The following is a 23,306-nucleotide window of genomic DNA, read 5'->3' as shown; positions in this document are numbered from 1 at the left end:
CGGACAGGGCTGAATTTCCTTTGACATGGGCGGGTGCATCCCTATAATGCTGCGCCTATGTTGAATGACCCGATTCCACCTCACGTTGACCCGCGCAAATTGGCTGATCGTGGCACCACCCTTCAAGGTGAAATGCTGCTGGCCGATTTGGAGAGACTCTGCGACCCGCTTTCCGACAATGTCGGTACGGTGCAGGCTAAATTCGTTTTTGAACGAGATGAACGTAAATCTGTGGTCATCCACAGCTTTATCGACACTGAAGTCAAAATGGTTTGCCAGCGTTGTCTTGAGCTGGTCACCCTGCCGATCCATAGCGAATGCAGTTACGCTGTGGTGAAGGAGGGTGCGAATACCCAGTCGTTGCCGAAAGGTTATGACGTGCTGGAACTGGGCGAAGATCCTTTGGATCTGCAGTCACTGATCGAGGAGGAGCTTCTGCTCGCCTTGCCCATTGTGCCTGCTCATCATCCGGAAGAATGCCAGCAGCCGGCGGGAGCAGATGAGCCCGAACCGAGCGAGGACGAGGTAACGCGGTCCAACCCGTTCAGTGTATTGGCGCAGTTAAAGCGTGACCCAAACGTTTAGGAGTTAATCAATTATGGCTGTTCAGCAGAACAAAAAATCCCGCTCTGCCCGTGACATGCGCCGTTCGCACGACGCTCTCGAGGCTAGCACCCTGTCTGTAGAAAAAACCACCGGTGAAGTTCACCTGCGTCACCACGTATCGCCAGAAGGCGTATACCGTGGCCGTAAAGTGATCGACAAGGGCGCTGACGAGTAATCACTTGTCCGCTCAAGTCATCGCGATTGACGCAATGGGCGGGGACTTCGGTCCCCGCAGCATTGTCCAGGCCAGTCTTGCTTGCCTGTCCGCTACACCCTCGCTGCACCTGACCCTCGTCGGTCAACCCTCCCTACTTGAAGAATTGATCGCTGGCCATTCGGCTGTGGATCGCGCGCGCCTGTCGATTACTCCGGCGAGCGAAGTCATCGGCATGGACGAAAAACCCGCCCAGGCCTTGCGAGGCAAGCCCGACTCATCGATGCGCGTGGCCCTTGAGTTGCTGCGCGACGGTAAAGTCCAGGCCTGTGTCAGTGCCGGCAATACCGGGGCGCTGATGGCGTTGTCGCGCTTCGTGCTCAAGACCCTGCCGGGCATTGACCGTCCGGCCATGGTGGCGGCAATCCCGACACAGAAGGGTTACTGCCAATTGCTCGACCTGGGCGCCAACGTCGATTGCAGTGCCGAACATCTGTTGCAGTTTGCCGTGATGGGCTCGGTGGCGGCGGAAACGCTGGGCATTAGCCGTCCACGGGTGGCGTTGCTGAACATCGGCACCGAAGACATCAAGGGCAATCAGCAGGTCAAGCTGGCGGCGACTTTGTTGCAAGGTGCCCGGGGCATCAATTACATCGGCTTTATCGAGGGCGACGGTTTGTACCGTGGCGAAGCGGATGTGGTGGTGTGTGACGGTTTTGTCGGCAACATCCTGCTCAAATCCAGCGAAGGCCTGGCGACCATGATTGCCGGGCGCATCGAGGCGTTGTTCAAGAAGAACCTGGCCTCACGTGCGATCGGCGCACTGGCACTGCCGTTGATGAAGCGTCTGCAGGCCGATCTGGCGCCCGCCCGGCATAACGGCGCGAGCTTTCTCGGCTTGCAGGGGATTGTGGTGAAGAGCCACGGTTCTGCCGGGGTCCAGGGTTTCCAAAGCGCCATTTCGCGCGCCATGATCGAGATTCAGGAGAATCTTCCCGAGCGCCTGCACGGTCGTCTGGAGGATTTGTTGCTTTAGGCGTTTTCGTCGGACAATGCTTAAATGTGACCGCTTGGTTCGATGGGCCATCCAACTGTCAGTTTCTTGCGTCCCCAAAGCGGGGCGCCAATTCTCCGACGACAAGATCATTAGGGGCTTGTTACATGTCTGCTTCCCTCGCATTCGTCTTCCCGGGACAGGGTTCGCAGTCCCTCGGCATGCTGGCCGAGCTGGGCGCACAACACCCGGTTGTCCTTGAAACATTCAAAGAAGCTTCCGATGCACTGGGTTACGACCTGTGGGCACTGACCCAGCAAGGGCCGGAAGAGCAACTCAATCAAACCGATAAAACCCAACCGGCCATTCTGACCGCCTCGATCGCCCTGTGGCGTCTGTGGCTGGCCGATGGTGGTGCGCGTCCGGCCTACGTCGCCGGGCACAGCCTGGGTGAATACAGCGCGCTGGTGGCAGCGGGCAGCCTGAGCCTGGGCGACGCGGTGAAACTCGTCGAGCGTCGTGGCCAGCTGATGCAGGAAGCCGTCCCGGCCGGGCAGGGCGGCATGGCCGCCATCCTCGGCCTGGACGATGCCGACGTACTGGCAGCCTGTGCCGAAGCGGCGCAAGGCGAAGTGGTCAGTGCGGTGAACTTCAACTCCCCGGGCCAGGTGGTCATCGCCGGTGCCAAGGCTGCGGTTGAGCGCGCCATCGAAGGCTGCAAGGCGCGTGGTGCCAAGCGCGCCATGCCGCTGCCGGTCAGCGTACCGTCCCACTGCGAGCTGATGCGTCCGGCTGCCGAGCGTTTCGCCGAATCGATCGCCGCGATCAACTGGCAGGCGCCACAGATTCCTGTGGTCCAGAACGTCAGCGCCGAAGTGCCGGCCGATCTGGAAACCCTCAAGCGTGATCTGCTCGAACAGCTGTACAAGCCCGTACGCTGGGTCGAATCTGTACAGGCGCTGGCTGCCAGAGGCGCGACCAATCTGGTCGAGTGCGGCCCGGGCAAAGTGCTGGCCGGTCTGAACAAGCGTTGCGCCGAAGGCGTATCGACATCCAACCTCAATACCCCAGACGCTTTCGCTGCCGCCCGTGCAGCGTTGGCCTGAATCAGGAGAAGCTTGCATGAGTCTGCAAGGTAAAGTTGCACTGGTCACCGGTGCAAGCCGTGGCATCGGCCAGGCTATCGCCCTGGAACTGGGTCGTCAGGGCGCCATCGTTGTCGGTACCGCGACTTCCGCGTCGGGTGCCGAGCGTATTGCCGCGACCCTGAAGGAAAACGGTATTCAAGGCACCGGCCTGGAACTCAATGTCACCAGTGACGAGTCCGTGGCGGCGGTCCTGGCGAGCATCCAGGAGCAGTTCGGTGCGCCGGCGATCCTGGTCAACAATGCCGGTATCACCCGCGATAACCTGATGATGCGCATGAAAGACGACGAGTGGCACGACGTTGTCGATACCAACCTGAACAGTCTGTTCCGCCTGTCCAAGGGCGTTTTGCGTGGCATGACCAAAGCCCGTTGGGGCCGAATTATCAGTATTGGTTCGGTTGTGGGTGCCATGGGCAACGCAGGCCAAGTAAACTACGCTGCCGCCAAGGCCGGTCTGGAAGGTTTCAGCCGTGCATTGGCGCGTGAAGTCGGTTCGCGTGCGATTACGGTAAACTCGGTGGCCCCAGGGTTCATCGATACTGATATGACCCGTGAACTGCCCGAGGCGCAGCGTGAAGCCTTGCAGTCGCAGATTCCGCTGGGTCGTCTGGGGCAAGCTCAAGAGATCGCGTCCGTGGTCGCTTTTCTTGCGTCGGACGGTGCGGCTTACGTTACCGGAGCTACAATCCCGGTGAACGGCGGGATGTACATGTAATTCAAATGTGACGGATTGCTTCAAAAAAATGTCATACGAGCTGTCTAAAATCCGTTATAAAGCTGCAATCTATTTATAGGCAGAGGGTCACCGGGTTCGAGGAGTGAAGCTTTCAGTTGAAAAGCTGAAAAGCCTTTCTATACACTTACCCACTGGCCAGCTGCCTGAATTTGTCCATTAGGAGTGAAAACAAGGTATGAGCACCATCGAAGAGCGCGTCAAGAAAATCGTTGCTGAGCAACTGGGCGTTAAAGAAGAAGAAGTGGTCAACACTGCTTCCTTCGTTGAAGACCTGGGTGCCGACTCCCTTGACACCGTTGAGCTGGTGATGGCTCTGGAAGAGGAATTCGAGACCGAAATCCCTGACGAAGAAGCCGAGAAGATCACTACTGTACAAGCTGCAATCGACTACGTTACTAGCCACCAGGCGTAATAGTTTGTAATCGTTGCTCGCTGTCATGGAAAAACCGCACTGCCATCATGGCGTGCGGTTTTTTCTTTAGGCCTGATGCAAAGTCGTCATTTGAAAAAAGGAGAGTGCTGTGTCGCGTAGACGCGTCGTAGTCACCGGTATGGGTATGTTGTCGCCACTGGGCACGGATGTGCCGAGCAGCTGGCAGGGCATTCTGGCTGGCCGCAGTGGCATTGGTCTGATCGAACACACCGACCTTTCTGCCTATTCCACCCGTTTTGGCGGCTCGGTAAAGGACTTCAATGTCGAGGAATACCTGTCGGTCAAGGAAGCCCGCAAGCTCGACCTGTTCATTCAATACGGTCTGGCCGCAGGTTTTCAGGCGGTGCGCAACGCCGGTCTGGAAGTCACTGACGCCAACCGCGAACGCATCGGCGTGGCCATGGGATCGGGTATTGGCGGACTGACCAATATCGAAGAAACCAGCCGCACCCTGCACGAGACCGGCCCACGACGGATTTCCCCATTCTTCGTGCCAGGCTCGATCATCAATATGATTTCCGGTTTCCTGTCGATCCATCTGGGGGCACAGGGACCTAACTACGCCATCGCCACGGCCTGTACCACTGGTACCCACTGCATTGGCATGGCAGCCCGCAACATCATGTACGACGAAGCCGACGTGATGATTGCCGGCGGCGCCGAGATGGCGGCCTGCGGCCTGGGCATGGGCGGCTTCGGTGCCTCCCGCGCGCTGTCGACCCGCAACGACGAGCCGACCCGCGCCAGCCGTCCATGGGACAAGGGCCGCGACGGCTTCGTGCTGTCCAATGGTGCCGGTGCGCTGGTTCTGGAAGAACTGGAACACGCCAAGGCCCGTGGTGCGACCATCTACGCCGAGCTGATCGGCTTCGGTACCAGTGGCGACGCCTACCACATGACCTCGCCGCCAGCCGATGGCGCGGGTGCTGCCCGCTGCATCACCAATGCGCTGCGCGATGCGAAGATCAATGGCGATCAAGTGCAGTACATCAACGCCCACGGCACGTCGACTCCCGCAGGCGATCTCGCTGAAGTCAATGCGATCAAGTCGGTGTTCGGCGAGCATGCCTACAAGCTGGCCGTCAGTTCCACCAAGTCCATGACCGGTCACCTGCTGGGTGCGGCGGGCGCGGTCGAGGCGATCTTCAGCGTGCTGGCGATCAACAGCCAGGTAGCGCCGCCGACCATCAACCTTGATGAGCCGGATGAAGGCTGCGATCTCGATTTCGTGCCGCACACCGCGCGCAACATGGATATCGATGTGGTCGTGTCCAACTCCTTCGGTTTTGGCGGTACCAACGGCTCGCTGGTGTTCCGCCGGTTCGCAGGCTGATGGACAGCTGGGTCGACGGTCAGCCGGCTGACGCTCTGTCGCTGAAGGATCGCGGCCTGGCTTATGGCGATGGTCTGTTCGAGACCATCGCCGTGTGCAACGGGCAGCCCGTGTTGCTGGAGCGGCATCTGTCGCGTCTGGCGGATGGTTGTTCGCGTCTGGCGCTTGCTGCCGATCAGGAATTGATCCGCAGCGAACTGCTGGCCTACGCCGCCGCATTGGGTGACGGGGTGCTTAAGCTCATTCTCACCCGCGGCGACGGTCTGCGCGGTTACGCTCCCGATCCTTCGGCCCAGGCCCGACGCATTCTGCAAGGCAATCCACCTGCAACCTATGCTGCCGCGCATGGCGAGCAGGGTGTTCGTCTGTTTCCTTGCTCCACCCGATTGTCCAGGCAGCCATTATTGGCCGGCCTCAAGCACCTCAATCGACTGGAACAAGTCCTCGCCCGTGCCGAATGGCAGGACACCGAGCATGCCGAAGGCTTGATGCTCGATCAGGCCGGACGCGTGATCGAAGGCGTGTTCAGCAATCTGTTCCTGGTGCGTGACGGTGTGCTCATCACGGCTGATCTCAAGCGCTGCGGCGTGGCCGGCGTGATGCGTGCCGAACTATTGTTCCAGGCCAAGTCGCTGGGAATCCCCACGCAAATTACCGATATCCCCCTCGAACAGCTGCAATGGGCCGACGAAGTCTTTGTCTGCAACAGCGTGTATGGTATCTGGCCGGTGCGTGCCTATGCTGCTCTTCACTGGCCGGTTGGGCCGCTCACCCGTAAACTCCAAACCATTGCCCGTGTGCTACTGGATGCTTGATACGTGAGACGTAAACTCTTGCTGCTGCTGGAAACCGGAGTGGTTCTGGCAGGGCTGCTGATGGGTGCTTCAGCCTGGAAAATTCATTCGGCGCTGGTACAGCCGCTGAACATTGCCCAGGAACAATTGCTGGATGTGCCCAAGGGCACCACGCCGACCCGCACCTTCTACCGACTCGAAGCCAATGGCGTCATCAAGGATGCCTTCTGGCTGCGTGTATATTGGCGCTTCAATCTCGCCAAACAACCCCTGCACAGCGGTGAATACCGCATGAAGCCGGGCATGACCGTCGAAGGCCTGATTGACCTGTGGAAACGCGGGGAAATGGTTCAGTACAGCTTGACCCTGGTCGAAGGCTGGAATTTCCGCCAGGTTCGCGCAGCGCTGGCCAAGGAAGAGAAACTCGATCATGGCCTCGACGGTTTGAGCGATAGCCAGGTCATGGACAAGCTCGGCCACACCGGGATTTTTCCGGAAGGGCGCTTCTTCCCTGACACCTATCGTTACGTGCGCGGCATGTCCGATATCGAGCTGCTTAAAACCGCCTACGACCGCCTCGACGAAGTACTCGCCAATGAATGGGAGCAGCGCGCCGCAGATGCGCCGTACACCGAACCCTATCAAGCGCTGATCATGGCCTCGCTGGTCGAGAAGGAGACTGGCGTACCACAGGAGCGCGGGCAAATTGCTGGCGTGTTTGTACGGCGGATGGCGATGGGCATGCTGCTGCAGACCGATCCGACGGTGATCTACGGCCTCGGCGACCGCTACAGCGGCAAGCTGACCCGGGCTCACCTCAAGGAATCGACGCCCTATAACACCTACATGAATGCGGGCCTGCCACCGACGCCGATTTCCATGGTCGGTCGCGAAGCCATCCATGCGGCGCTCAATCCGGTGGAGGGCAACAGCCTCTACTTCGTGGCGCGCGGTGATGGCACTCACGTGTTCTCCGATGACCTGGATGCCCACAACAATGCCGTGAAGGAGTTCCAGCTCAAGCGTCGCGCCGATTACCGCTCCAGCCCGGCGCCCACTGCCACGCCAGAGACTGCGCCGACCCAGACTGAGCAAAACGGTACGCAGGAGGCCAAGGCTTCGCAGGAGTTGGCACCGATCCCGGCCGCTTCACCGAACACCGCTCCCGAGGCGCTGCCGCAAGTGCCGGCGCAAGATCCTGCGCCAGCTCCTGAAACACCGGAACCCGATGCAAGCGCACCGAAAAGCCCGCAATGACTCTGACTAAGGACTGCCTGTGACTGGCTTGTTTATTACTCTGGAAGGCCCGGAAGGCGCCGGCAAGAGCACCAATCGCGAATACCTGGCCGAGCGCCTGCGCGCCGCCGGCATCGAGGTGGTGCTGACCCGCGAGCCTGGGGGCACGCCGTTGGCCGAGCGCATCCGTGAGGTGTTGTTGGCTCCCGTCGACGAAGTCATGAACCCGGATACCGAGTTGCTGTTGGTGTTTGCGGCGCGCGCCCAGCACCTGGCTGAAGTGATTCGCCCGGCGCTGGCCCGCGGTGCCGTGGTCTTGTGTGATCGTTTTACCGATTCGACTTATGCCTACCAGGGCGGCGGCCGTGGCTTGTCGCTTGAGCGCATCGCGGCTCTGGAAACCTTCGTTCAAGGCGATCTGCGCCCGGACCTGACACTGATTTTCGATCTGCCTGTCGAGGTCGGCCTGGCCCGCGCCAGCGCACGTGGCCGCCTGGATCGCTTCGAACTTGAAGGCCGGACCTTTTTCGATGCCGTACGCCATGCGTTCCTCACGCGGGCCAAGGCGGATCCGGCGCGTTATGTGCTGGTCGATGCGGCCCAACCGTTGGCACAGGTTCAGCAATCGCTGGATGCCTTGTTGCCGCGCCTGCTGGAGTTGAACCGTGGCTGAGGCCTATCCGTGGCAGGAAAACCTCTGGCAGCACCTGGCGGGTCGCGCGCAGCATGCGCACGCCTACCTGCTGCATGGCCCGGCCGGGATCGGCAAGCGGGCACTGGCCGAGCGCCTGATGGCCAGCTTGCTGTGCCAGCGCCCGACGGCGCTGGAGGCTTGCGGCGAATGCAAATCCTGTCTGCTGCTGAAGGCTGGCAGCCACCCGGATAACTACATCCTTGAACCGGAGGAAGCCGACAAGGCGATCAAGGTCGATCAGGTTCGCGATCTGGTCGGTTTCGTGGTGCAGACCGCGCAGTTGGGCGGGCGCAAAGTGGTGCTGATCGAGCCGGTCGAGTCGATGAACATCAACGCCGCCAACGCCTTGCTCAAGAGCCTCGAAGAGCCGTCCGGCGATACGGTTTTGTTGCTGGTCAGCCATCAGCCGAGCCGTTTGCTGCCCACCATCAAGAGTCGCTGCGTGCAGCAGGCCTGTCCGCTGCCGGGCGAGGCCATGAGCTTGAAATGGCTTGCCCAGGCGTTGCCGGAATGTTCCGAAGAGGAGCGCGTCGAGTTGCTGACGCTGGCCGCAGGTTCGCCACTGGCGGCGGTCAATCTCCAGGCCCAAGGCGTGCGTGAGCAGCGCATGCAAGTCGTGGAAGGGGTGAAGAAACTCCTCAAGCAACAGCAGTCGCCGACGCAACTGGCCGAAGAATGGAAAAACATTCCGATGTTGCGTCTGTTCGATTGGTTCTGCGACTGGTCGAGCCTGATCCTGCGTTATCAATTGACCCAGGACGAGGCCGGCCTCGGCCTGGCCGACATGCGCAAGGTCGTGCAATACCTGGCGCAGAAAACCGCCCAGGGCAAAGTCCTCGATATTCAGGACTGGATTCTCGCCCAGCGACAGAAAGTCTTGAGCAAGGCCAACCTCAATCCGGCCTTGCTGCTGGAGGCCTTGCTGGTGCAATGGGCGTCGTTGCCTGCCCAAAGATGACTGTCTGCGCCTAGAATCTATCAGTACACCCGACCGTCCCACCCATTCGATGTAAGTTGCAGCCCTTTATGCTCGTAGATTCCCATTGTCACCTCGATCGCCTCGACCTGGCCGCCCACGACGGCTCCTTGGATGCTGCCCTGGATGCCGCCCGGCAGCGCGGGGTAGGGCACTTTCTGTGTATCGGTGTCAGCGCGGACAACGCGGCCGACGTCAAAGCCCTGGCCGAACGTTATGACGACGTCGACTGCTCGGTGGGCGTGCACCCTCTGGATGTACAGCCCGGTGCCGCGCCGGCGTTGGACTGGCTGTTGCAGGAGCTCAATCACCCGCGGGTGGTCGCCATCGGCGAAACCGGCCTCGATTACCACTACGAGCCGGAAGCGGCGCAGTTGCAGCAGGAGTCCTTTCGCCTGCACCTGCAAGCGGCGCAGCAGACTGGAAAGCCGGTGATCATCCACACCCGTGGGGCCCGCACCGATACCCTGGACTTGCTGCGCGAAGCGGCACTGCCCCAGGCGGGCGTATTGCACTGCTTTACCGAAGACTGGGAAATGGCGAAGGCCGCGCTGGACATGGGCTATTACATTTCCTTGTCCGGGATTGTCACTTTTCGCAATGCCGATGCGTTGCGTGACGTGGCCAGCAAGGTGCCGGCCGACCGGTTGCTGGTGGAAACCGATTCGCCCTACCTGGCGCCGATTCCCCATCGCGGCAAGCCAAACCTGCCGCAGTACGTGCGTGAAGTAGCGGAATTTCTGGCAATGTTGCGCGGTGAACCCTACGAGCGGTTTGCCGAGCAGACCACGGCCAATTTCAAGCGGCTGTTCCCGCTGGCGCACGTAAAAGGTTAAATCGCAGGCAAAAAAAACCCGGGTTCTGGGGGGTGAATCCGGGTTAAGACCATTAGGAGTAAAACAATGGCACGCGGTCCGTTGGTACCAATATCGGCGTGACACTTGGGGGAGATGCCCCGCCGACAGTTCAAGTATTGATCAGGATTGCGCCTCGTCCAGTTTGCTGGTCAGGGTTTTTAAACAAATTTGGAATACATGCGCTTCGGAAGAGTTCTCATCAACCGGCAATCGTGCGCGGAATGACCGGAAAGCGCAGATATGGTCGGATGATCCGTGCATTTTTGCGTAAGTTAGGCATAATACGCGGCTTCGAATTTTGACCCCGACAGACCTTTTCTTATGCATAAAGAACCTCGTAAGGTCCGTGAGTTTCGTCGCCGCGAGCAGGAAATTCTCGATACCGCGCTTAAGCTGTTCCTCGAACAAGGTGAAGACAGTGTCACCGTCGAGATGATTGCTGATGCCGTCGGTATCGGCAAAGGCACGATCTACAAGCACTTCAAATCCAAGGCGGAAATCTATCTGCGCCTGATGCTCGACTACGAGCGCGATTTGAACGCACTGCTGCATTCGGCCGATGTCGACAAGGACAAGGAAGCCCTGTCCCGGGCCTACTTCGAATTCCGCATGCGCGATCCGCAACGCTATCGCCTGTTCGACCGCCTCGAAGAGAAAGTGGTCAAGGGCAACCAGGTGCCGGAGATGATCGAGGAGCTGCACAAGATCCGTGCCTCGAACTTCGAACGCCTGACCCTGCTGATCAAGGGCCGGATCAGCGAAGGCAAGCTGGAAGACGTGCCACCTTACTTCCACTACTGCGCGTCCTGGGCACTGGTGCACGGCGCCGTCGCGCTGTATCACTCGCCGTTCTGGAGCAATGTGCTGGAAGATCAGGAAGGTTTCTTCCAGTTCCTGATGGACATCGGCGTGCGCATGGGCAACAAACGCAAGCGCGACACCGACACTTCCGGCAGCTGAGCCATTCAGTTGCCTTATTGCGCCATGATTTCGCTACTTGGCGCAGTACCGCAGGAATATACTCAGGTAGAGGACTTGCTAAAACTTGATTTCTGAGTCAAGTTTTAGCGGCCCGATATTCTTCCGCCGGAGTGACCATGATCGTTGACCGTCAAGGCAGGCGTTTTCGCAACTTGCGAATCAGTCTGACCTCTGCCTGCAATTACGCCTGTACCTACTGCGTGCCCAACGGCAAGCGGCTGGTGGCTGCGCAGGATGAATTGTCGGCCGAAGCGATGGCGCGCGGTGTGGCTTATCTGATTGAAGCGGCCGGGATCGAGCGTCTGCGCATTACTGGCGGCGAGCCGCTGGTCAGCCCGAAACTCGAAGCGTTCATGACAGCGGTCGGGAAGATGGGCCTGGAAGACATCAGCCTGACCACCAATGGCCAGTTGCTGGCGAAGAAACTGCCGCTGCTGGTGAACGCCGGCATTCGGCGCCTCAACGTTTCCCTCGATACCCTCGACGCCAGTGCGTTCCGCGGCATTGCCCGGGGCGGCGACCTGGCCACCGTGCTCGACGGCATGAGCGAGGCCAGTGCGGCCGGCATGAAGATCAAGGTCAACATGGTGCCGCTGCGTGGACAGAACCTTGATCAAGTGATGCCGCTGCTCGACTACTGCCTGGAGCGCGGTTATGAACTGCGCTTCATCGAGCTGATGCGCATGGGCCACCTGGCCAACGATTCCAATGCGTTTTTGCAGCAGTTCGTCAGCCTCCAGCAATTGCTGAGCCTGATCGGCGAGCGCTATGAATATCTGCAGGCCGATGCCCCGGTCGATGCAACGGCGGTTCGTTATGAAATTCCCGGCCAGGGTTACTTCGGCGTGATCGCCAACGAAAGTGTGCCGTTCTGCCGGACCTGCTCGCGACTGCGCTTGTCTTCCACCGGGTGGCTGCATGGCTGCCTGTCGTCGAGCAATCGCCATTACATCGGCGACCTGCTGGACAAACCGCGCCACCAGGCGCTGCCGGCCTTGCAGAGACTCCTGGTGAAAGCCTTGGGGGACAAGCAGGAAGTAGCGTTCTCCGGCGGCGCGACTGTCATGAAGATTATCGGCGGCTGATCCGGCCTCATCGCGGGCAAGCCACGCTTCCACAAGAATGTGCGTAAATCCTGTGGGAGCGTGGCTTGCCCGCGATTGCGTTTGATCAGGCAACGATCAACTTGAGCTGGCGCGGAAGCTGCATCCTACGGCCATTCGCCGGTTTTCCGACACCGGCCTCTGGAGGATAGGATGCGTAGCCTGGTTTTGCTGCTGGCCGTTTTGGCACTTGGTGGCTGCATGAACGTCAGCGATATGGCCGAAGGGACTCGTTACCATATGAGCGATGCGGGGTTGCTCGATCACAGCGACAGCCGTCGCGTAAACAACCTGCGCATTCAACCGGATTCGTTCGTCTACATCGCCCAGGGCGCTTTCATGCCGCCGGGCAGCGCCGTTTACCCACGGCCCAACGTGATTGCCGAAGTCGCGTTCGATGGCTTCATCGAATACTTCCCGATGGTCCGCCGTGCCCGCACGCCGGAAGGCCTCGACCAGGCCATGGGCGAAGCCCGTGCCGCCGGTGCGCACTATCTGCTCTACACCCGATTTGCCAAGTCTGACGACCGTATCGGCAACTCGGACGAATGGCTGGATCAGGAAGCCCTGGATCGCCTCGGCATCGACAGCGGTATGATTCAGATCATGTTGATCGAGACCAGCACCCAATATTTGATTGATACTGCGACCATCAAGAGTCGTGGCGGTTTACTGACGTTCCACGATAAAAAACCCGAAGACCTGATGGGCCCGCCGCTGGAGCAGTATGCGCGCGGCCTGCTGGGGCTCAGCGACCAGTAACTTCAAGGAGAACGCCATGAGTGGCCCGCAAAAAGCCAACGACTTGCTGGGGCAGATCCCCAAGACCAAAGGCTTGCCGCCGGTGCACCTGTGGAACCCCGATTTCTGCGGTGACATCGACATGCGCATCGCCCGGGACGGCACCTGGTATTACCTGGGCACGCCGATCGGGCGCAAGCCGATGGTCAAACTGTTCTCCACCATCATTCGCCGCGACGGCGATGATTATTTCCTGATTACCCCGGTGGAAAAGGTCGGCATCAAAGTCGACGATGCGCCGTTCGTGGCGATTGCGGTGGACGTGGAAGGCGAGGGTGAGGCGCAGGTGTTGCGCTTTACCACCAACGTCGATGAAACCACCGAGGCCGGTGCGGAGCATCCGCTGCGCGTAGTGATCGATCCCCACACGCAGGAGCCAGCCCCTTACGTCCATGTGCGCAGCAATCTTGAGGCGTTGATTCACCGCAATGTGTTCTACCAACTGGTAGAGCTGGCGGTGAGTCGCGAGATCGACGGCCAGCGTTGGTTAGGCGTGTGGAGTGGTGGAGAGTTTTTCCCCATCGGTCTCGAACCCTGACGCAAAACCCTATGGGAGCGGGCTTGCTCGCGAAGGGGCCATTAGCTTCAGTACATTTCTCCTGGCTTCACTATTGGCTGATATTGCTGTCCTCGTCTTCGGTGGTGCTTGAGCCGAGACCACCGCTGGCGGGCGTTTTTTTGTCCGGCAAATCCGCCCCGCCCTGACGCCCCATGTCATTGCCCTGGGTGCGCGGGTCGGTACCGGTGGACGGAGGCAGGTTGTGGTCGATGGTGGTGCCATCGGTGTTCATGCCGGGGGCACTCTGGATGGCCGGCGCCCTGGGCTTTTCCACCGGATTGGTCGGGCCGGTGCTCGAGCCGAGGGTCCCGGCGAACGAGGCACAAGACAGCAGGGCGGTGAGGGCGAGGGCGGTCAACCTGGACAGGATCATGGTGTTGTCTCCAACGGGTAGAGTCCTTACCTGATTAGTCCGTCCTCGACCGGGATAGGTGCGTTGTTAGCGACGGGCGGCTCAGGCCTGCGCCAATGCCCTGACCGCTGCAACCCTTCGCCAGATCAATCGGCCTGCGGTGATCAGCCAGTTGAGCGCAGCAACCGCCAGCACGGTGAGCAGCAGTGTGGCCATCCCTTGCTCGACGATGATTTTCCCGGCCAGCATGGGAAAGCCGAACACTCCGATGAAGTACGACAGGCTGAACAGCAGCAAGGATTGCGCGGTGGTGCCGGTCGGCGCCTCATTGGCGGCCAGGCCGTTGATCACCGAGTAGGTCAGGCCGTAACCGATCCCGAGCATTACCGCTGCGAGCACGTAGCTGAAGCTGCTGTCGACGACAAAACCGAACATGACGATCGACGCCAGCATCAGCCCCGAAAGCAGGCACGAGGCACGCAATGGGTCGCGCTTGACCACGAATCCGGCAACCAGCATCCGGCCACTGATCGCCGCGCTCATGAAGCCGAGGAAGAACAGCGAGTAGTCGAGCGAGTGCGCTGCGGCATAACTGGTTTGAAAGCTCGACAGCCCGCCGAACACGCAGCCGCCAAGACCGACCATGATGATCGGGAAGACAGCCCTGGACGACAGCACCTGACCCGCGGCACGCCACGAAATCCGCGACACGCTGCCCGATTGCAGGGGGGCCTGATTCAATCTCCGCTGCAGCCGCCAGAACAGCAGCACACCGATCAGGCTGGCCAGCGCCGCCAGATAAAACGCAGCGGTCACCGGATACCCGAGGGCACTCGCCGCGCGGCCGAGCAGCGGGCCACTGCCGATCCCGGTCATCATGCTGCCCGACAACAGGGCGAAGTATCTGGCGCGCTGTGCGGGGGTTACCAGGCTTGCCACGATGATCGGCCCGAGGGTGTAGAACACGCCCCAACCCAGGCCCAGCAGCAGACCGAAAAACAACAGTAGATGGCCGAAACCCGGGGTCAGGGCGAAGCCCAGGCTAGCCGCTACCAGCAACACACCGAACAGCGCCACCGACCGGGCGGCACCGAGCAAATCGGACAAATGACCGGAAACGATCACCGCCGCAAAGGTGCTGAGCATCGCCGCCGAAATCACACTGCCAGCGTCGTGTTCGTTGCCGCCACGCGCGCTGATCAACAGCGACAGTAGGAAGGTCGAGCCGTAGGACAACGACAACAGGTAACTGGCGAGGCAAAACAGGCCGAACAACTTGCTTGAGACAGGGGGTGTTGCGGTAGACATGACGCGGTTCCTTGACCGGATGAGTGAGCAGCGCCTCTATCTAACCACGCAGTGCCCGAATGTCAGGTCCAAGGTTATCGATGCCAGGGTTAGTGGCGACCGGAGTGAAGCCTCTGCCCCCTCGCCACAAATATCGCGTCGCCTTAGTATGGCGTTTTCCACTTTTGACAAGGCACGTCCATGACGATCGAAATCCGCCCGGCGACCCCCAGTGATGCACCGCAAATCCTCGCGTTCATCACTGAACTGGCCGACTACGAACGTGCCCGCCATGAAGTCATCGCCAGCGTTGCCGATATCGAGCGCAGCCTGTTCAGCGAAGGCGCCACCGCCCATGGCCTGATCTGCCTGCGCGAAGGTGCAGCCATCGGTTTCGCGGTGTTCTTCTTCAGCTATTCCACCTGGCTGGGTAGCAATTGCCTGTACCTCGAAGACCTTTACATCACGCCGGAACAGCGCGGCGGTGGCGCGGGCAAGACTCTGCTGCGGCATCTTGCGAAAATCGCCTGCGCCAACGACTGCGGCCGTTTCGAGTGGAGCGTGCTGGAGTGGAATACGCCGGCCATCGACTTCTACAAATCCCTGGGGGCGCAGCCGCAGGAGGAGTGGGTTCGGTATCGGATGGATGGGAAAGTATTGCGCGAGTTCGCCGAGGGCCGTTGAGCCGTATCCCCTGTAGGAGCGAGCCTGCTCGCGAAGAAATCGAAAGCACCACGGGGTGTCAGGTTTTCCGCTTTATCGTTGACGACCATCGCTAGCAAGCTAGCTCCTGCAGGGGAATGCATTCCAGGGAGCTACCGTAGGCGGTGGTTTTTTTTGTCTATGTCTCAATATATGGGATGTGTATTTATATATTGAGATTTTCCGGCGTCCGGGTTTATAGTCCTGCTCACTCACTGCCAATAACCAAAACAGGTGAAGCGATGCAGGCGCAATTGATCGCGCTCGACTGGGGGACAACCTCATTACGTGCTTACAAACTGGCTGAAGACGGGCAGGTGCTCGAACAGCGTTCGCTGGCGTCGGGGATCATGCAGTTGCCCAAGACACCGCGAATCATTGGCGGCCGGGAATGCACCAACGGTTTTGAACTGGCTTTCGATGAGGCATGCGGGGACTGGCTTGATGCCCAGCCGCAATTACCGGTGATTGCCTGTGGCATGGTCGGCAGCGCCCAGGGCTGGTGCGAAGCGGCCTACCGCGACACGCCGGCGAACGTCGCCACGCTCGGCACTTCCTTGCAAACCGCGCGCAGCCTGCGCGGCGTCGATGTGCACATCGTGCCCGGCGTCATCGAGCGTTCACGTCTGCCGAACGTGATGCGCGGCGAAGAAACCCAGGTGCTCGGTGTGCTGCAAAACCTGCCGGGCGAGGCGAGCGCGGACCTGCTGATTGGCCTGCCGGGCAGTCATTCGAAATGGGTGGAAGTGGCCGACGGCTGCATTGTGCATTTCGATACCTTCATGACCGGCGAAGTCTTCGCCGTGCTCAGCGAGCACAGCATTCTCGGGCGCACCCAGCAGCGTGGCGGGTCTTTCGATGGCGATGCGTTTGATCGTGGCGTGCAGGTCGCGTTGTCGGCGGACGGTGAAACCGGTCCGCTGTCGACGCTGTTCAGCGTCCGTAGCCTGGGCCTGACCGGCGAATTGAGCGCCACCGCTCAGGCGGACTACCTGTCCGGCCTGCTGATCGGCCACGAGTTGTCGGCCCTGGCCAATGTCCAGCGGCGTCGGCGCAACAGCGTGCACCTGCCGTCGATCATCCTTATCGGCAATACCCAACTTTGTGCCCGCTACCGCCGTGCGCTCGACGCCTGCGGTTTTACCCGGGTGACCCTGGCCGAACAGGCCACCGAACGCGGATTGTGGCAACTGGCGCTCGCCGCCGGTCTGGTCACGTCCACCGCATCCCGTTAAACCTGCCTGGAGGTCTGACATGCTCAAACAAGCGCTGGCGCAAAACGGCCTGATCGCGATCCTGCGCGGCTTGCGTCCACAGGAAGCTGCCGCTATCGGCGAAGTCCTGTACGCCGCCGGATTCCGCGTCATCGAAGTGCCGCTCAATTCCCCTGAACCGTACGACAGTATCCGCATCCTGCGCAGTACCTTGCCTGCCGATTGCCTGATCGGTGCCGGCACGGTGCTGACGCCGGAACAGGTCGAACAGGTGAAAGCGGCGGGGGGCCAGGTGATCGTCATGCCCCACAGCGACCCTAAGGTCCTGCGTGCGGCGAAAGCGGTGGGGCTGTCTCTATCGCCCGGTGTTGCCACGCCGACCGAAGCCTTCGCGGCGTTGGCCGAAGGCGCAGACATCCTCAAGCTGTTCCCGGCCGAGCAAATGGGGCCGGCAGTCGTCAAGGCCTGGCTGGCGGTGCTGCCGGCCGGGACGATCCTGGCGCCGGTCGGTGGCATTACCCCGGACAACATGCAGGAGTTTATCGACGCCGGCGTCAAAGGTTTCGGTCTCGGCTCCGGTCTGTTCAAGCCGGGCATGACCCCGGAGCAGGTGGCGGCCAATGCCAAGGCCTATGTCGCTGCCTGGAAAGCCCTTCGCTAAGACTTTTTGGCGCTGCGAGCGCTGCATCCAATAAGAGAGCCAAAGATGAAAATCACCAAACTGACCACCTTCATCGTTCCGCCACGCTGGTGCTTCCTCAAGGTCGAAACCGACGAGGGTGTAACCGGTTGGGGTGAGCCCGTGGTCGAAGGTCGCGCCCACACCGTTGCCGCTGCCGTCGAAGAATTGTCCGACTACCTGATTGGCAAAGACCCACGCAATATCGAAGACATCTGGACCGTGCTCTATCGCGGCGGCTTCTACCGTGGCGGTGCGATCCACATGAGCGCCCTGGCCGGTATCGACCAGGCCTTGTGGGACATCAAGGGCAAGGCGCTGGGCGTGTCGGTCAGCGACCTGCTCGGTGGTCAGGTGCGGGACAAGATTCGCGTGTATTCGTGGATCGGCGGCGACCGCCCGGCGGACACGGCGCGTGCAGCCAAAGAAGCGGTCGATCGCGGTTTCACTGCGGTGAAAATGAACGGCACCGAAGAACTGCAATTCCTCGACACCTTCGACAAAGTCGACCAGGCCCTGGCCAACGTCGCCGCCGTGCGCGATGCCGTCGGCCCGAACGTCGGCATCGGCGTGGACTTCCATGGCCGGGTGCACAAACCCATGGCCAAGGTGCTGATGAAGGAACTCGATCCGTACAAACTGATGTTCATCGAAGAGCCGGTGCTCAGCGAAAACTACGAAGCGCTGAAAGAGCTGGCACCACTGACCAACACACCGATTGCCCTCGGTGAGCGCCTGTTCTCGCGCTGGGATTTCAAGCGCGTGCTCAGCGAAGGCTACGTCGACATCATCCAGCCGGATGCGTCCCACGCCGGTGGCATCACCGAAACCCGCAAGATCGCCAACATGGCCGAAGCCTACGACGTGGCGCTGGCGCTGCATTGCCCGTTGGGGCCGATTGCCCTGGCGGCTTGCCTGCAACTGGACGCAGCTTGCTACAACGCATTCATCCAGGAGCAGAGCCTGGGCATCCATTACAACGAGAGCAACGACCTGCTCGACTACGTGAAAGACCCACGGGTGTTCGACTACGACCAGGGCTTCGTGAAGATCCCGAACGGCCCGGGCCTGGGCATCGAGATCAACGAGGAATACGTGATCGAACGCGCCGCCATCGGCCACCGCTGGCGCAACCCGATCTGGCGCCATGCCGATGGCAGTTTTGCCGAGTGGTGAGTCACTGACACACCACTGAACCCTGTGGGAGCGGGCCTGCTCGCGAAGACGATGGTGCATTCAACATTGATGTTGCCTGACACACAGCATTCGCGAGCAGGCTCGCTCCCACAGTTTGATCTCCATGCACAGTGAGATCTGCGTTATCCCGGTTTTCGACCTCAATAACCATAAGAAGAGGCACCCCCCATGCAACCGCAAACCCTCACCGGGCAGGCGTCGTTGGTGACGCCCAGCCGCAAGCGTTTTTTCATCATGGTGCTGTTGTTCATCACCGTGGTGATCAACTACCTGGACCGCAGCAACCTGTCGATTGCCGCCCCGGCATTGACCAGTGACCTGGGCATCGACCCGATTCATGTCGGCCTGATCTTCTCTGCCTTCGGCTGGACTTACGCCGCCATGCAGATCCCCGGTGGCTGGCTGGTAGACCGGGTCCCGCCACGCATCCTTTACACGGCAGCGCTGTTGCTGTGGTCGATTGCCACCGTGATGCTCGGCTTCGCTGGCAGCTTCATCGCGCTGTTCGTGCTGCGCATGGCGGTCGGTGCCCTGGAGGCACCGGCCTATCCGATCAACAGCCGCGTGGTCACCACTTGGTTCCCCGAGCGCGAGCGTGCCACGGCCATCGGTTTCTACACCTCCGGGCAATTCGTCGGCCTGGCCTTCCTGACACCGGTGCTGGCTTGGCTGCAGCACGAATTCGGTTGGCACATGGTATTCGTCACCACCGGCGCGGTAGGCATTCTGTGGGCAGTGATCTGGTACGCGGTGTATCGCGAACCACGGGACTTCAAAGGCGCCAATCAGGCGGAGATCGACCTGATCCGCGAGGGCGGCGGGTTGGTGGATATCCAGGCCGAGCAGGCCAAGGTCAAAGCCAAATTCAGCTGGACCGACCTTGGCATTGTCCTGACCAAGCGCAAACTCTGGGGCATCTACCTCGGCCAGTTCTGCCTCAACTCGACCCTGTGGTTTTTCCTGACGTGGTTCCCGACCTACCTGGTGAAATATCGCGGCATGGACTTCATCAAATCCGGCCTGTTGGCGTCGCTGCCGTTTCTCGCCGCGTTTATCGGTGTGCTGTGTTCCGGTTTCTTCTCGGACTTTTTGATCCGTCGCGGTTACACGGTAGGTTTCGCCCGCAAGTTGCCGATCATCAGCGGCTTGCTGATTTCCACCTCGATCATCGGCGCCAATTTCGTTGAGTCGACGCCGCTGGTGATTGCCTTCCTCGCACTGGCATTCTTCGGCAACGGCCTGGCGTCGATCACCTGGTCACTGGTGTCGACGCTCGCCCCGGCGCGTTTGCTCGGGCTGACCGGCGGGGTGTTCAACTTCATCGGCAACCTGTCGGCGATTGCCACGCCGATCGTGATCGGCTTTCTCGCCACGGGTGATTCCTTTGCCCCGGCGATCACCTACATCTCGGTGTTGGCGTTGATCGGTGCACTGTCCTACATCTTGCTGGTGGGCAAGGTCGAGCGCATCAAGTTGTAGTCGTGGCACGCGGGCGACCATAATGCCGCCCGTTCACACGCTCAACGGTAAAGGCTGGATATGCAGGAAGACGCCCCAAAAATCGCCAAGGACGCCGCACCGACCGGCACCCAGACCCTGCTTCGCGGTTTGGGTGTGGTTCATGCCGTGGCCAGCGGCGCCCGCGACCTCAAGGAAATCGCCCGGCTGATCGGCACCACGCGCAGCACCACCCATCGCCTGGCCAGTTGCCTGGTGGATGAGCGTTACCTGCGGGTGGTGCCGCAAGTCGGTTATCTGCTGGGGCCGAAGCTGATCGAGTTGGGCTTTCAGGCCCGTGAAGAATTGCCGTTGGTGACCCTGGCGGGTCCGTATCTGGATGAGTTGTCGGCGTTGACCGGCGACACCATTCATCTGGCGATCCGTGAAGGCGACGAAGTGCTGTACCTGCACAAGAACCCGGGGCGCAATGGTCCGGAAATGCGTTCGCGGGTCGGTCATCGCATGCCGCTGGCGCGCACCGGGATCGGCAAGGCGCTGATGCTCGACGATTCGCCGCAAGAGTGGCAGCGCCTGTACGAAGTCAGCCTGCCGGTGGGTGGGAAAAACCAGTTCTGGCCGCAGCACCCGGAGCAATCCTGGGAGCAGTTCGAGCAGCGCATGGTCGAGTATGTGGCCGGCGGTTATGCCTTCGACCTGGAAGACAACGAGCCGTCGATCCGTTGCGTGGCGGCGCCGGTGCGCGATGCCAGCAAGCGCATCGTTGCCGGCATCAGCATCGCCAGTACCGTGCCGTACATGCCGCTGGAAAAAATGGCCGAGCTGATTCCGTTGATCAAGGGTGTTACTGCTCGATTGTCGGCGGAACTGGGCGCCAAAATCTGACTTCACGCAGCAACCCTTGTGGGAGCGAGCCTGCTCGCGAAAGCAATCTGTCAGTTAATGCCAGTGTCGACTGACGGGACGCTTTCGCGAGCAGGCTCGCTCCCACAGGGGGTTTGTGTTGTTGCATAAATGTCAGGCAACAAAAAGGCCCCCATTCGGGAGCCTTGATGTTCAGCGGTCGGCTTACATGTTCGGGTAAGTCGGGCCGCCAGCGCCTTCCGGCGTCACCCAGGTGATGTTCTGTGCAGGGTCCTTGATGTCGCAGGTCTTGCAGTGAACGCAGTTCTGGGCGTTGATCTGGAAGCGCTTCTCGCCGTCTTCCTTGGTGATCACTTCATACACGCCGGCCGGGCAGTAACGCTGTGCCGGCTCATCGTACAGCGGCAGGTTCTTGCTGATCGGGATGCTCGGATCGGTCAGCTTCAGGTGGCACGGCTGCTCTTCTTCGTGGTTGGTACCGGAGATGAACACCGAACTCAGTTTATCGAAGCTGATCTTGCCGTCCGGTTTCGGGTAGTCGATCTTCTTGCAGTCGGCCGCCAGTTTCAGGCAAGCGTAATCCGGCTTGGTGTCGTGCAGGGTGAACGGCAGTTTGCCGCCGAAGATGTTCTGGTCCAGCCAGTTGAAGCCGCCACCCACGATGGCGCCGAACTTGTGGATCGCCGGGCCGAAGTTGCGGCTGGCGAACAGTTCGTCGTAGAGCCAGCTCTTCTTGAACGCGTCGACGTAAGTGGTCAGCTCTTCGCTGCCGTCCTTTTCAGCGAACAGTGCTTCGGCCACGGATTCAGCGGCGAGCATGCCGGACTTCATCGCGGTGTGGCTGCCCTTGATCTTGGCGAAGTTCAGGGTGCCGAGGTCGCAACCGATCAGCGCGCCGCCCTTGAAGACCATCTTCGGCAGCGAGTTCAGGCCACCCTTGCAGATCGCGCGGGCGCCGTAGCTGATGCGCTTGCCGCCTTCCAGGTACTGCTTGAGCACCGGGTGATGCTTGAGGCGCTGGAACTCGTCGAACGGCGACAGGTAGGTGTTGCTGTAGGACAGGTCGACGATCAGGCCGACGACGACTTGGTTGTTTTCCAGATGATAGAGGAACGAGCCACCGGTGTTCTCGGTGCCCATGATGTCCATCGGCCAACCGGCGGTGTGCACCACCAGGCCTGGCTGGTGTTTGGCCGGGTCGACTTCCCAGATTTCCTTCAGGCCGATGCCGTAGTGCTGGGCGTCGGCATCGCTGTCGAGGTTGAAGCGCTTGATCAGTTGCTTGCCGATGTGGCCACGGCAACCTTCGGCGAACAGTGTGTATTTGCCACGCAGTTCCATGCCCGGGGTGTACAGGCCTTCTTTCGGATGGCCTTCGCGGTCCACGCCCAGGTCACCGGTGATGATCCCGCGCACCACGCCGTTCTCGTCGATCAGCGCTTCCTGAGCGGCGAAGCCCGGGTAGATTTCCACGCCCAGGTTCTCGGCCTGCTGGGCCAGCCAGCGGCACAGGTTGCCCAGGGAGATGATGTAGTTGCCTTCGTTGTGCATGGTCTTGGGCACAAAGAAGTCTGGAACTTTCTGCGCGCTTTCAGCGTTCTTCAGCACGAAGATGTCGTCACGGGTGACGGGGGTGTTCAGCGGCGCGCCGAGTGCTTTCCAGTCCGGGAACAGTTCGTTCAGGGCGCGTGGTTCAAACACGGCACCGGACAGAATGTGAGCACCGACTTCGGAGCCTTTTTCGACCACGCAGACGCTGATTTCCTTACCGGCTTCGGCGGCCTTCTGCTTCAAGCGGCAGGCGGCGGAAAGACCAGCGGGGCCGGCACCGACGATGACCACGTCGAATTCCATGTATTCGCGTTCCACAGGTTATCTCCTACTCAAGGCTCAACAGTTTTTTTTCTAATTTGGAGGTTGGGTGTCGCATCCATGAATTCCGGCGCAACGCCGAAAGCGGACAATCGATTGACCACCTTTCTCTTTGGGTGGCGCATTATATCTACACCACTCTCAGCGTCCAATACAAACGTTTGTTTGAATTGGCTCAAAGCCAGAGAAATCAAAGTCACGCGCCTTATGAACGGCCATTTTGGCGTATTGACCGGAATAGGCGTTCCGGTCAAGATACGGGCGGTTTTGCGCTCG

General features: G+C 60.4%; 25 protein-coding genes. 22 read left to right on the top strand and 3 right to left on the bottom strand.

Annotation, left to right across the window (positions count from 1 at the left end):
- Positions 1-57: 57 nt before the first annotated feature.
- The 16 genes from CD175_RS11545 (at position 58) to CD175_RS11470 (ending at position 13,384) form a co-directional block, all read left to right on the top strand.
- Positions 58-585: a YceD family protein gene (locus CD175_RS11545; RefSeq protein WP_007942001.1), complete on the top strand. Its 528-nt coding sequence runs from the start codon at positions 58-60 to the stop codon at positions 583-585.
- Between the two features lie 13 nt (positions 586-598).
- Positions 599-781 (top strand): 50S ribosomal protein L32, encoded by a 183-nt coding sequence (rpmF, locus tag CD175_RS11540; protein WP_003179396.1) that lies wholly within the window; start codon positions 599-601, stop codon positions 779-781.
- A gap of 4 nt (positions 782-785) precedes the next feature.
- The gene (plsX, locus tag CD175_RS11535) at positions 786-1,796 is read left to right on the top strand and encodes a phosphate acyltransferase PlsX (RefSeq protein WP_104449011.1); all 1,011 of its coding nucleotides are present in this window, start codon (positions 786-788) and stop codon (positions 1,794-1,796) included.
- A gap of 125 nt (positions 1,797-1,921) precedes the next feature.
- The gene (gene fabD, locus CD175_RS11530) at positions 1,922-2,860 is read left to right on the top strand and encodes an ACP S-malonyltransferase (RefSeq protein WP_104449010.1); all 939 of its coding nucleotides are present in this window, start codon (positions 1,922-1,924) and stop codon (positions 2,858-2,860) included.
- 16 nt (positions 2,861-2,876) lie between these two features.
- Positions 2,877-3,617, top strand: a complete 741-nt coding sequence (fabG, locus tag CD175_RS11525) for a 3-oxoacyl-ACP reductase FabG (RefSeq protein WP_102700897.1) — start codon at positions 2,877-2,879, stop codon at positions 3,615-3,617.
- Between the two features lie 196 nt (positions 3,618-3,813).
- Positions 3,814-4,050 carry an acyl carrier protein gene (acpP, locus tag CD175_RS11520; protein ID WP_003175607.1) on the top strand — a complete coding sequence of 79 codons (237 nt, stop codon included), beginning with the start codon at positions 3,814-3,816 and terminating at the stop codon, positions 4,048-4,050.
- Positions 4,051-4,159: 109 nt separating this feature from the next.
- Positions 4,160-5,404 carry a beta-ketoacyl-ACP synthase II gene (fabF, locus tag CD175_RS11515; protein WP_015096381.1) on the top strand — a complete coding sequence of 415 codons (1,245 nt, stop codon included), beginning with the start codon at positions 4,160-4,162 and terminating at the stop codon, positions 5,402-5,404.
- Entirely contained in the window at positions 5,404-6,219 is an 816-nt protein-coding gene (gene pabC, locus CD175_RS11510; RefSeq protein WP_104449009.1) for an aminodeoxychorismate lyase, read from the top strand. Before fabF ends, pabC begins: the two co-directional genes overlap by 1 nt.
- A gap of 3 nt (positions 6,220-6,222) precedes the next feature.
- Positions 6,223-7,455, top strand: a complete 1,233-nt coding sequence (gene mltG, locus CD175_RS11505) for an endolytic transglycosylase MltG (protein WP_104449008.1) — start codon at positions 6,223-6,225, stop codon at positions 7,453-7,455.
- A 19-nt stretch (positions 7,456-7,474) separates the two neighbouring features.
- On the top strand, positions 7,475-8,107 hold the full coding sequence (tmk, locus tag CD175_RS11500) for a dTMP kinase (RefSeq protein ID WP_104449007.1): 633 nt from the start codon (positions 7,475-7,477) through the stop codon (positions 8,105-8,107).
- A complete protein-coding gene (locus CD175_RS11495; RefSeq protein ID WP_007977044.1) occupies positions 8,100-9,086 on the top strand; it encodes a DNA polymerase III subunit delta' in 987 nt (328 codons plus the stop codon). The genes tmk and CD175_RS11495 overlap by 8 nt, the downstream gene beginning before the upstream one ends.
- Before the next feature lie 68 nt (positions 9,087-9,154).
- On the top strand, positions 9,155-9,940 hold the full coding sequence (locus CD175_RS11490) for a TatD family hydrolase (RefSeq protein WP_007977042.1): 786 nt from the start codon (positions 9,155-9,157) through the stop codon (positions 9,938-9,940).
- Between the two features lie 342 nt (positions 9,941-10,282).
- Positions 10,283-10,921, top strand: coding sequence for a TetR/AcrR family transcriptional regulator (locus CD175_RS11485; RefSeq protein WP_007977040.1), 639 nt, complete (start codon positions 10,283-10,285; stop codon positions 10,919-10,921).
- A gap of 137 nt (positions 10,922-11,058) precedes the next feature.
- Entirely contained in the window at positions 11,059-12,027 is a 969-nt protein-coding gene (locus CD175_RS11480; RefSeq protein ID WP_104449006.1) for a GTP 3',8-cyclase MoaA, read from the top strand.
- 171 nt (positions 12,028-12,198) lie between these two features.
- The gene (locus tag CD175_RS11475; RefSeq protein ID WP_104449005.1) at positions 12,199-12,807 is read left to right on the top strand and encodes a DUF4823 domain-containing protein; all 609 of its coding nucleotides are present in this window, start codon (positions 12,199-12,201) and stop codon (positions 12,805-12,807) included.
- A 16-nt stretch (positions 12,808-12,823) separates the two neighbouring features.
- Entirely contained in the window at positions 12,824-13,384 is a 561-nt protein-coding gene (locus CD175_RS11470) for a DUF1285 domain-containing protein (RefSeq protein WP_104449004.1), read from the top strand.
- A 70-nt stretch (positions 13,385-13,454) separates the two neighbouring features.
- Here the strand turns inward: CD175_RS11470 and CD175_RS11465 are convergent, their stop codons facing one another.
- Together CD175_RS11465 and CD175_RS11460 are read right to left on the bottom strand one after the other, a co-directional pair.
- Positions 13,455-13,778, bottom strand: a complete 324-nt coding sequence (locus tag CD175_RS11465; RefSeq protein ID WP_104449003.1) for a hypothetical protein — start codon at positions 13,776-13,778, stop codon at positions 13,455-13,457.
- Positions 13,779-13,859: 81 nt separating this feature from the next.
- Positions 13,860-15,065, bottom strand: a complete 1,206-nt coding sequence (locus tag CD175_RS11460; protein ID WP_104449002.1) for an MFS transporter — start codon at positions 15,063-15,065, stop codon at positions 13,860-13,862.
- Between the two features lie 180 nt (positions 15,066-15,245).
- Between CD175_RS11460 and CD175_RS11455 the strand changes: the two genes are divergently transcribed.
- From CD175_RS11455 to CD175_RS11425, 6 genes are all read left to right on the top strand, one after another.
- Positions 15,246-15,728, top strand: a complete 483-nt coding sequence (locus tag CD175_RS11455) for a GNAT family N-acetyltransferase (protein WP_104449001.1) — start codon at positions 15,246-15,248, stop codon at positions 15,726-15,728.
- Positions 15,729-15,988: 260 nt separating this feature from the next.
- Positions 15,989-16,981, top strand: a complete 993-nt coding sequence (locus CD175_RS11445) for a 2-dehydro-3-deoxygalactonokinase (RefSeq protein WP_104448999.1) — start codon at positions 15,989-15,991, stop codon at positions 16,979-16,981.
- Between the two features lie 19 nt (positions 16,982-17,000).
- Positions 17,001-17,621 (top strand): 2-dehydro-3-deoxy-6-phosphogalactonate aldolase, encoded by a 621-nt coding sequence (locus tag CD175_RS11440; protein WP_104448998.1) that lies wholly within the window; start codon positions 17,001-17,003, stop codon positions 17,619-17,621.
- 45 nt (positions 17,622-17,666) lie between these two features.
- Positions 17,667-18,815, top strand: a complete 1,149-nt coding sequence (dgoD, locus tag CD175_RS11435; RefSeq protein ID WP_104448997.1) for a galactonate dehydratase — start codon at positions 17,667-17,669, stop codon at positions 18,813-18,815.
- Positions 18,816-19,004: 189 nt separating this feature from the next.
- On the top strand, positions 19,005-20,315 hold the full coding sequence (locus CD175_RS11430; RefSeq protein ID WP_104448996.1) for an MFS transporter: 1,311 nt from the start codon (positions 19,005-19,007) through the stop codon (positions 20,313-20,315).
- 60 nt (positions 20,316-20,375) lie between these two features.
- A complete protein-coding gene (locus CD175_RS11425; protein ID WP_015093944.1) occupies positions 20,376-21,179 on the top strand; it encodes an IclR family transcriptional regulator in 804 nt (267 codons plus the stop codon).
- Between the two features lie 183 nt (positions 21,180-21,362).
- Here the strand turns inward: CD175_RS11425 and CD175_RS11420 are convergent, their stop codons facing one another.
- Positions 21,363-23,027, bottom strand: coding sequence for an electron transfer flavoprotein-ubiquinone oxidoreductase (locus CD175_RS11420; RefSeq protein WP_104448995.1), 1,665 nt, complete (start codon positions 23,025-23,027; stop codon positions 21,363-21,365).
- Positions 23,028-23,306 lie beyond the last annotated feature (279 nt).

The sequence above is a fragment of the Pseudomonas laurylsulfatiphila genome (assembly GCF_002934665.1).
Classification (GTDB): domain Bacteria; phylum Pseudomonadota; class Gammaproteobacteria; order Pseudomonadales; family Pseudomonadaceae; genus Aquipseudomonas; species Aquipseudomonas laurylsulfatiphila.
The sequence above is the reverse complement of the archived record's forward strand: the minus strand, read 5'-3'. Positions and strand labels throughout refer to the sequence as shown.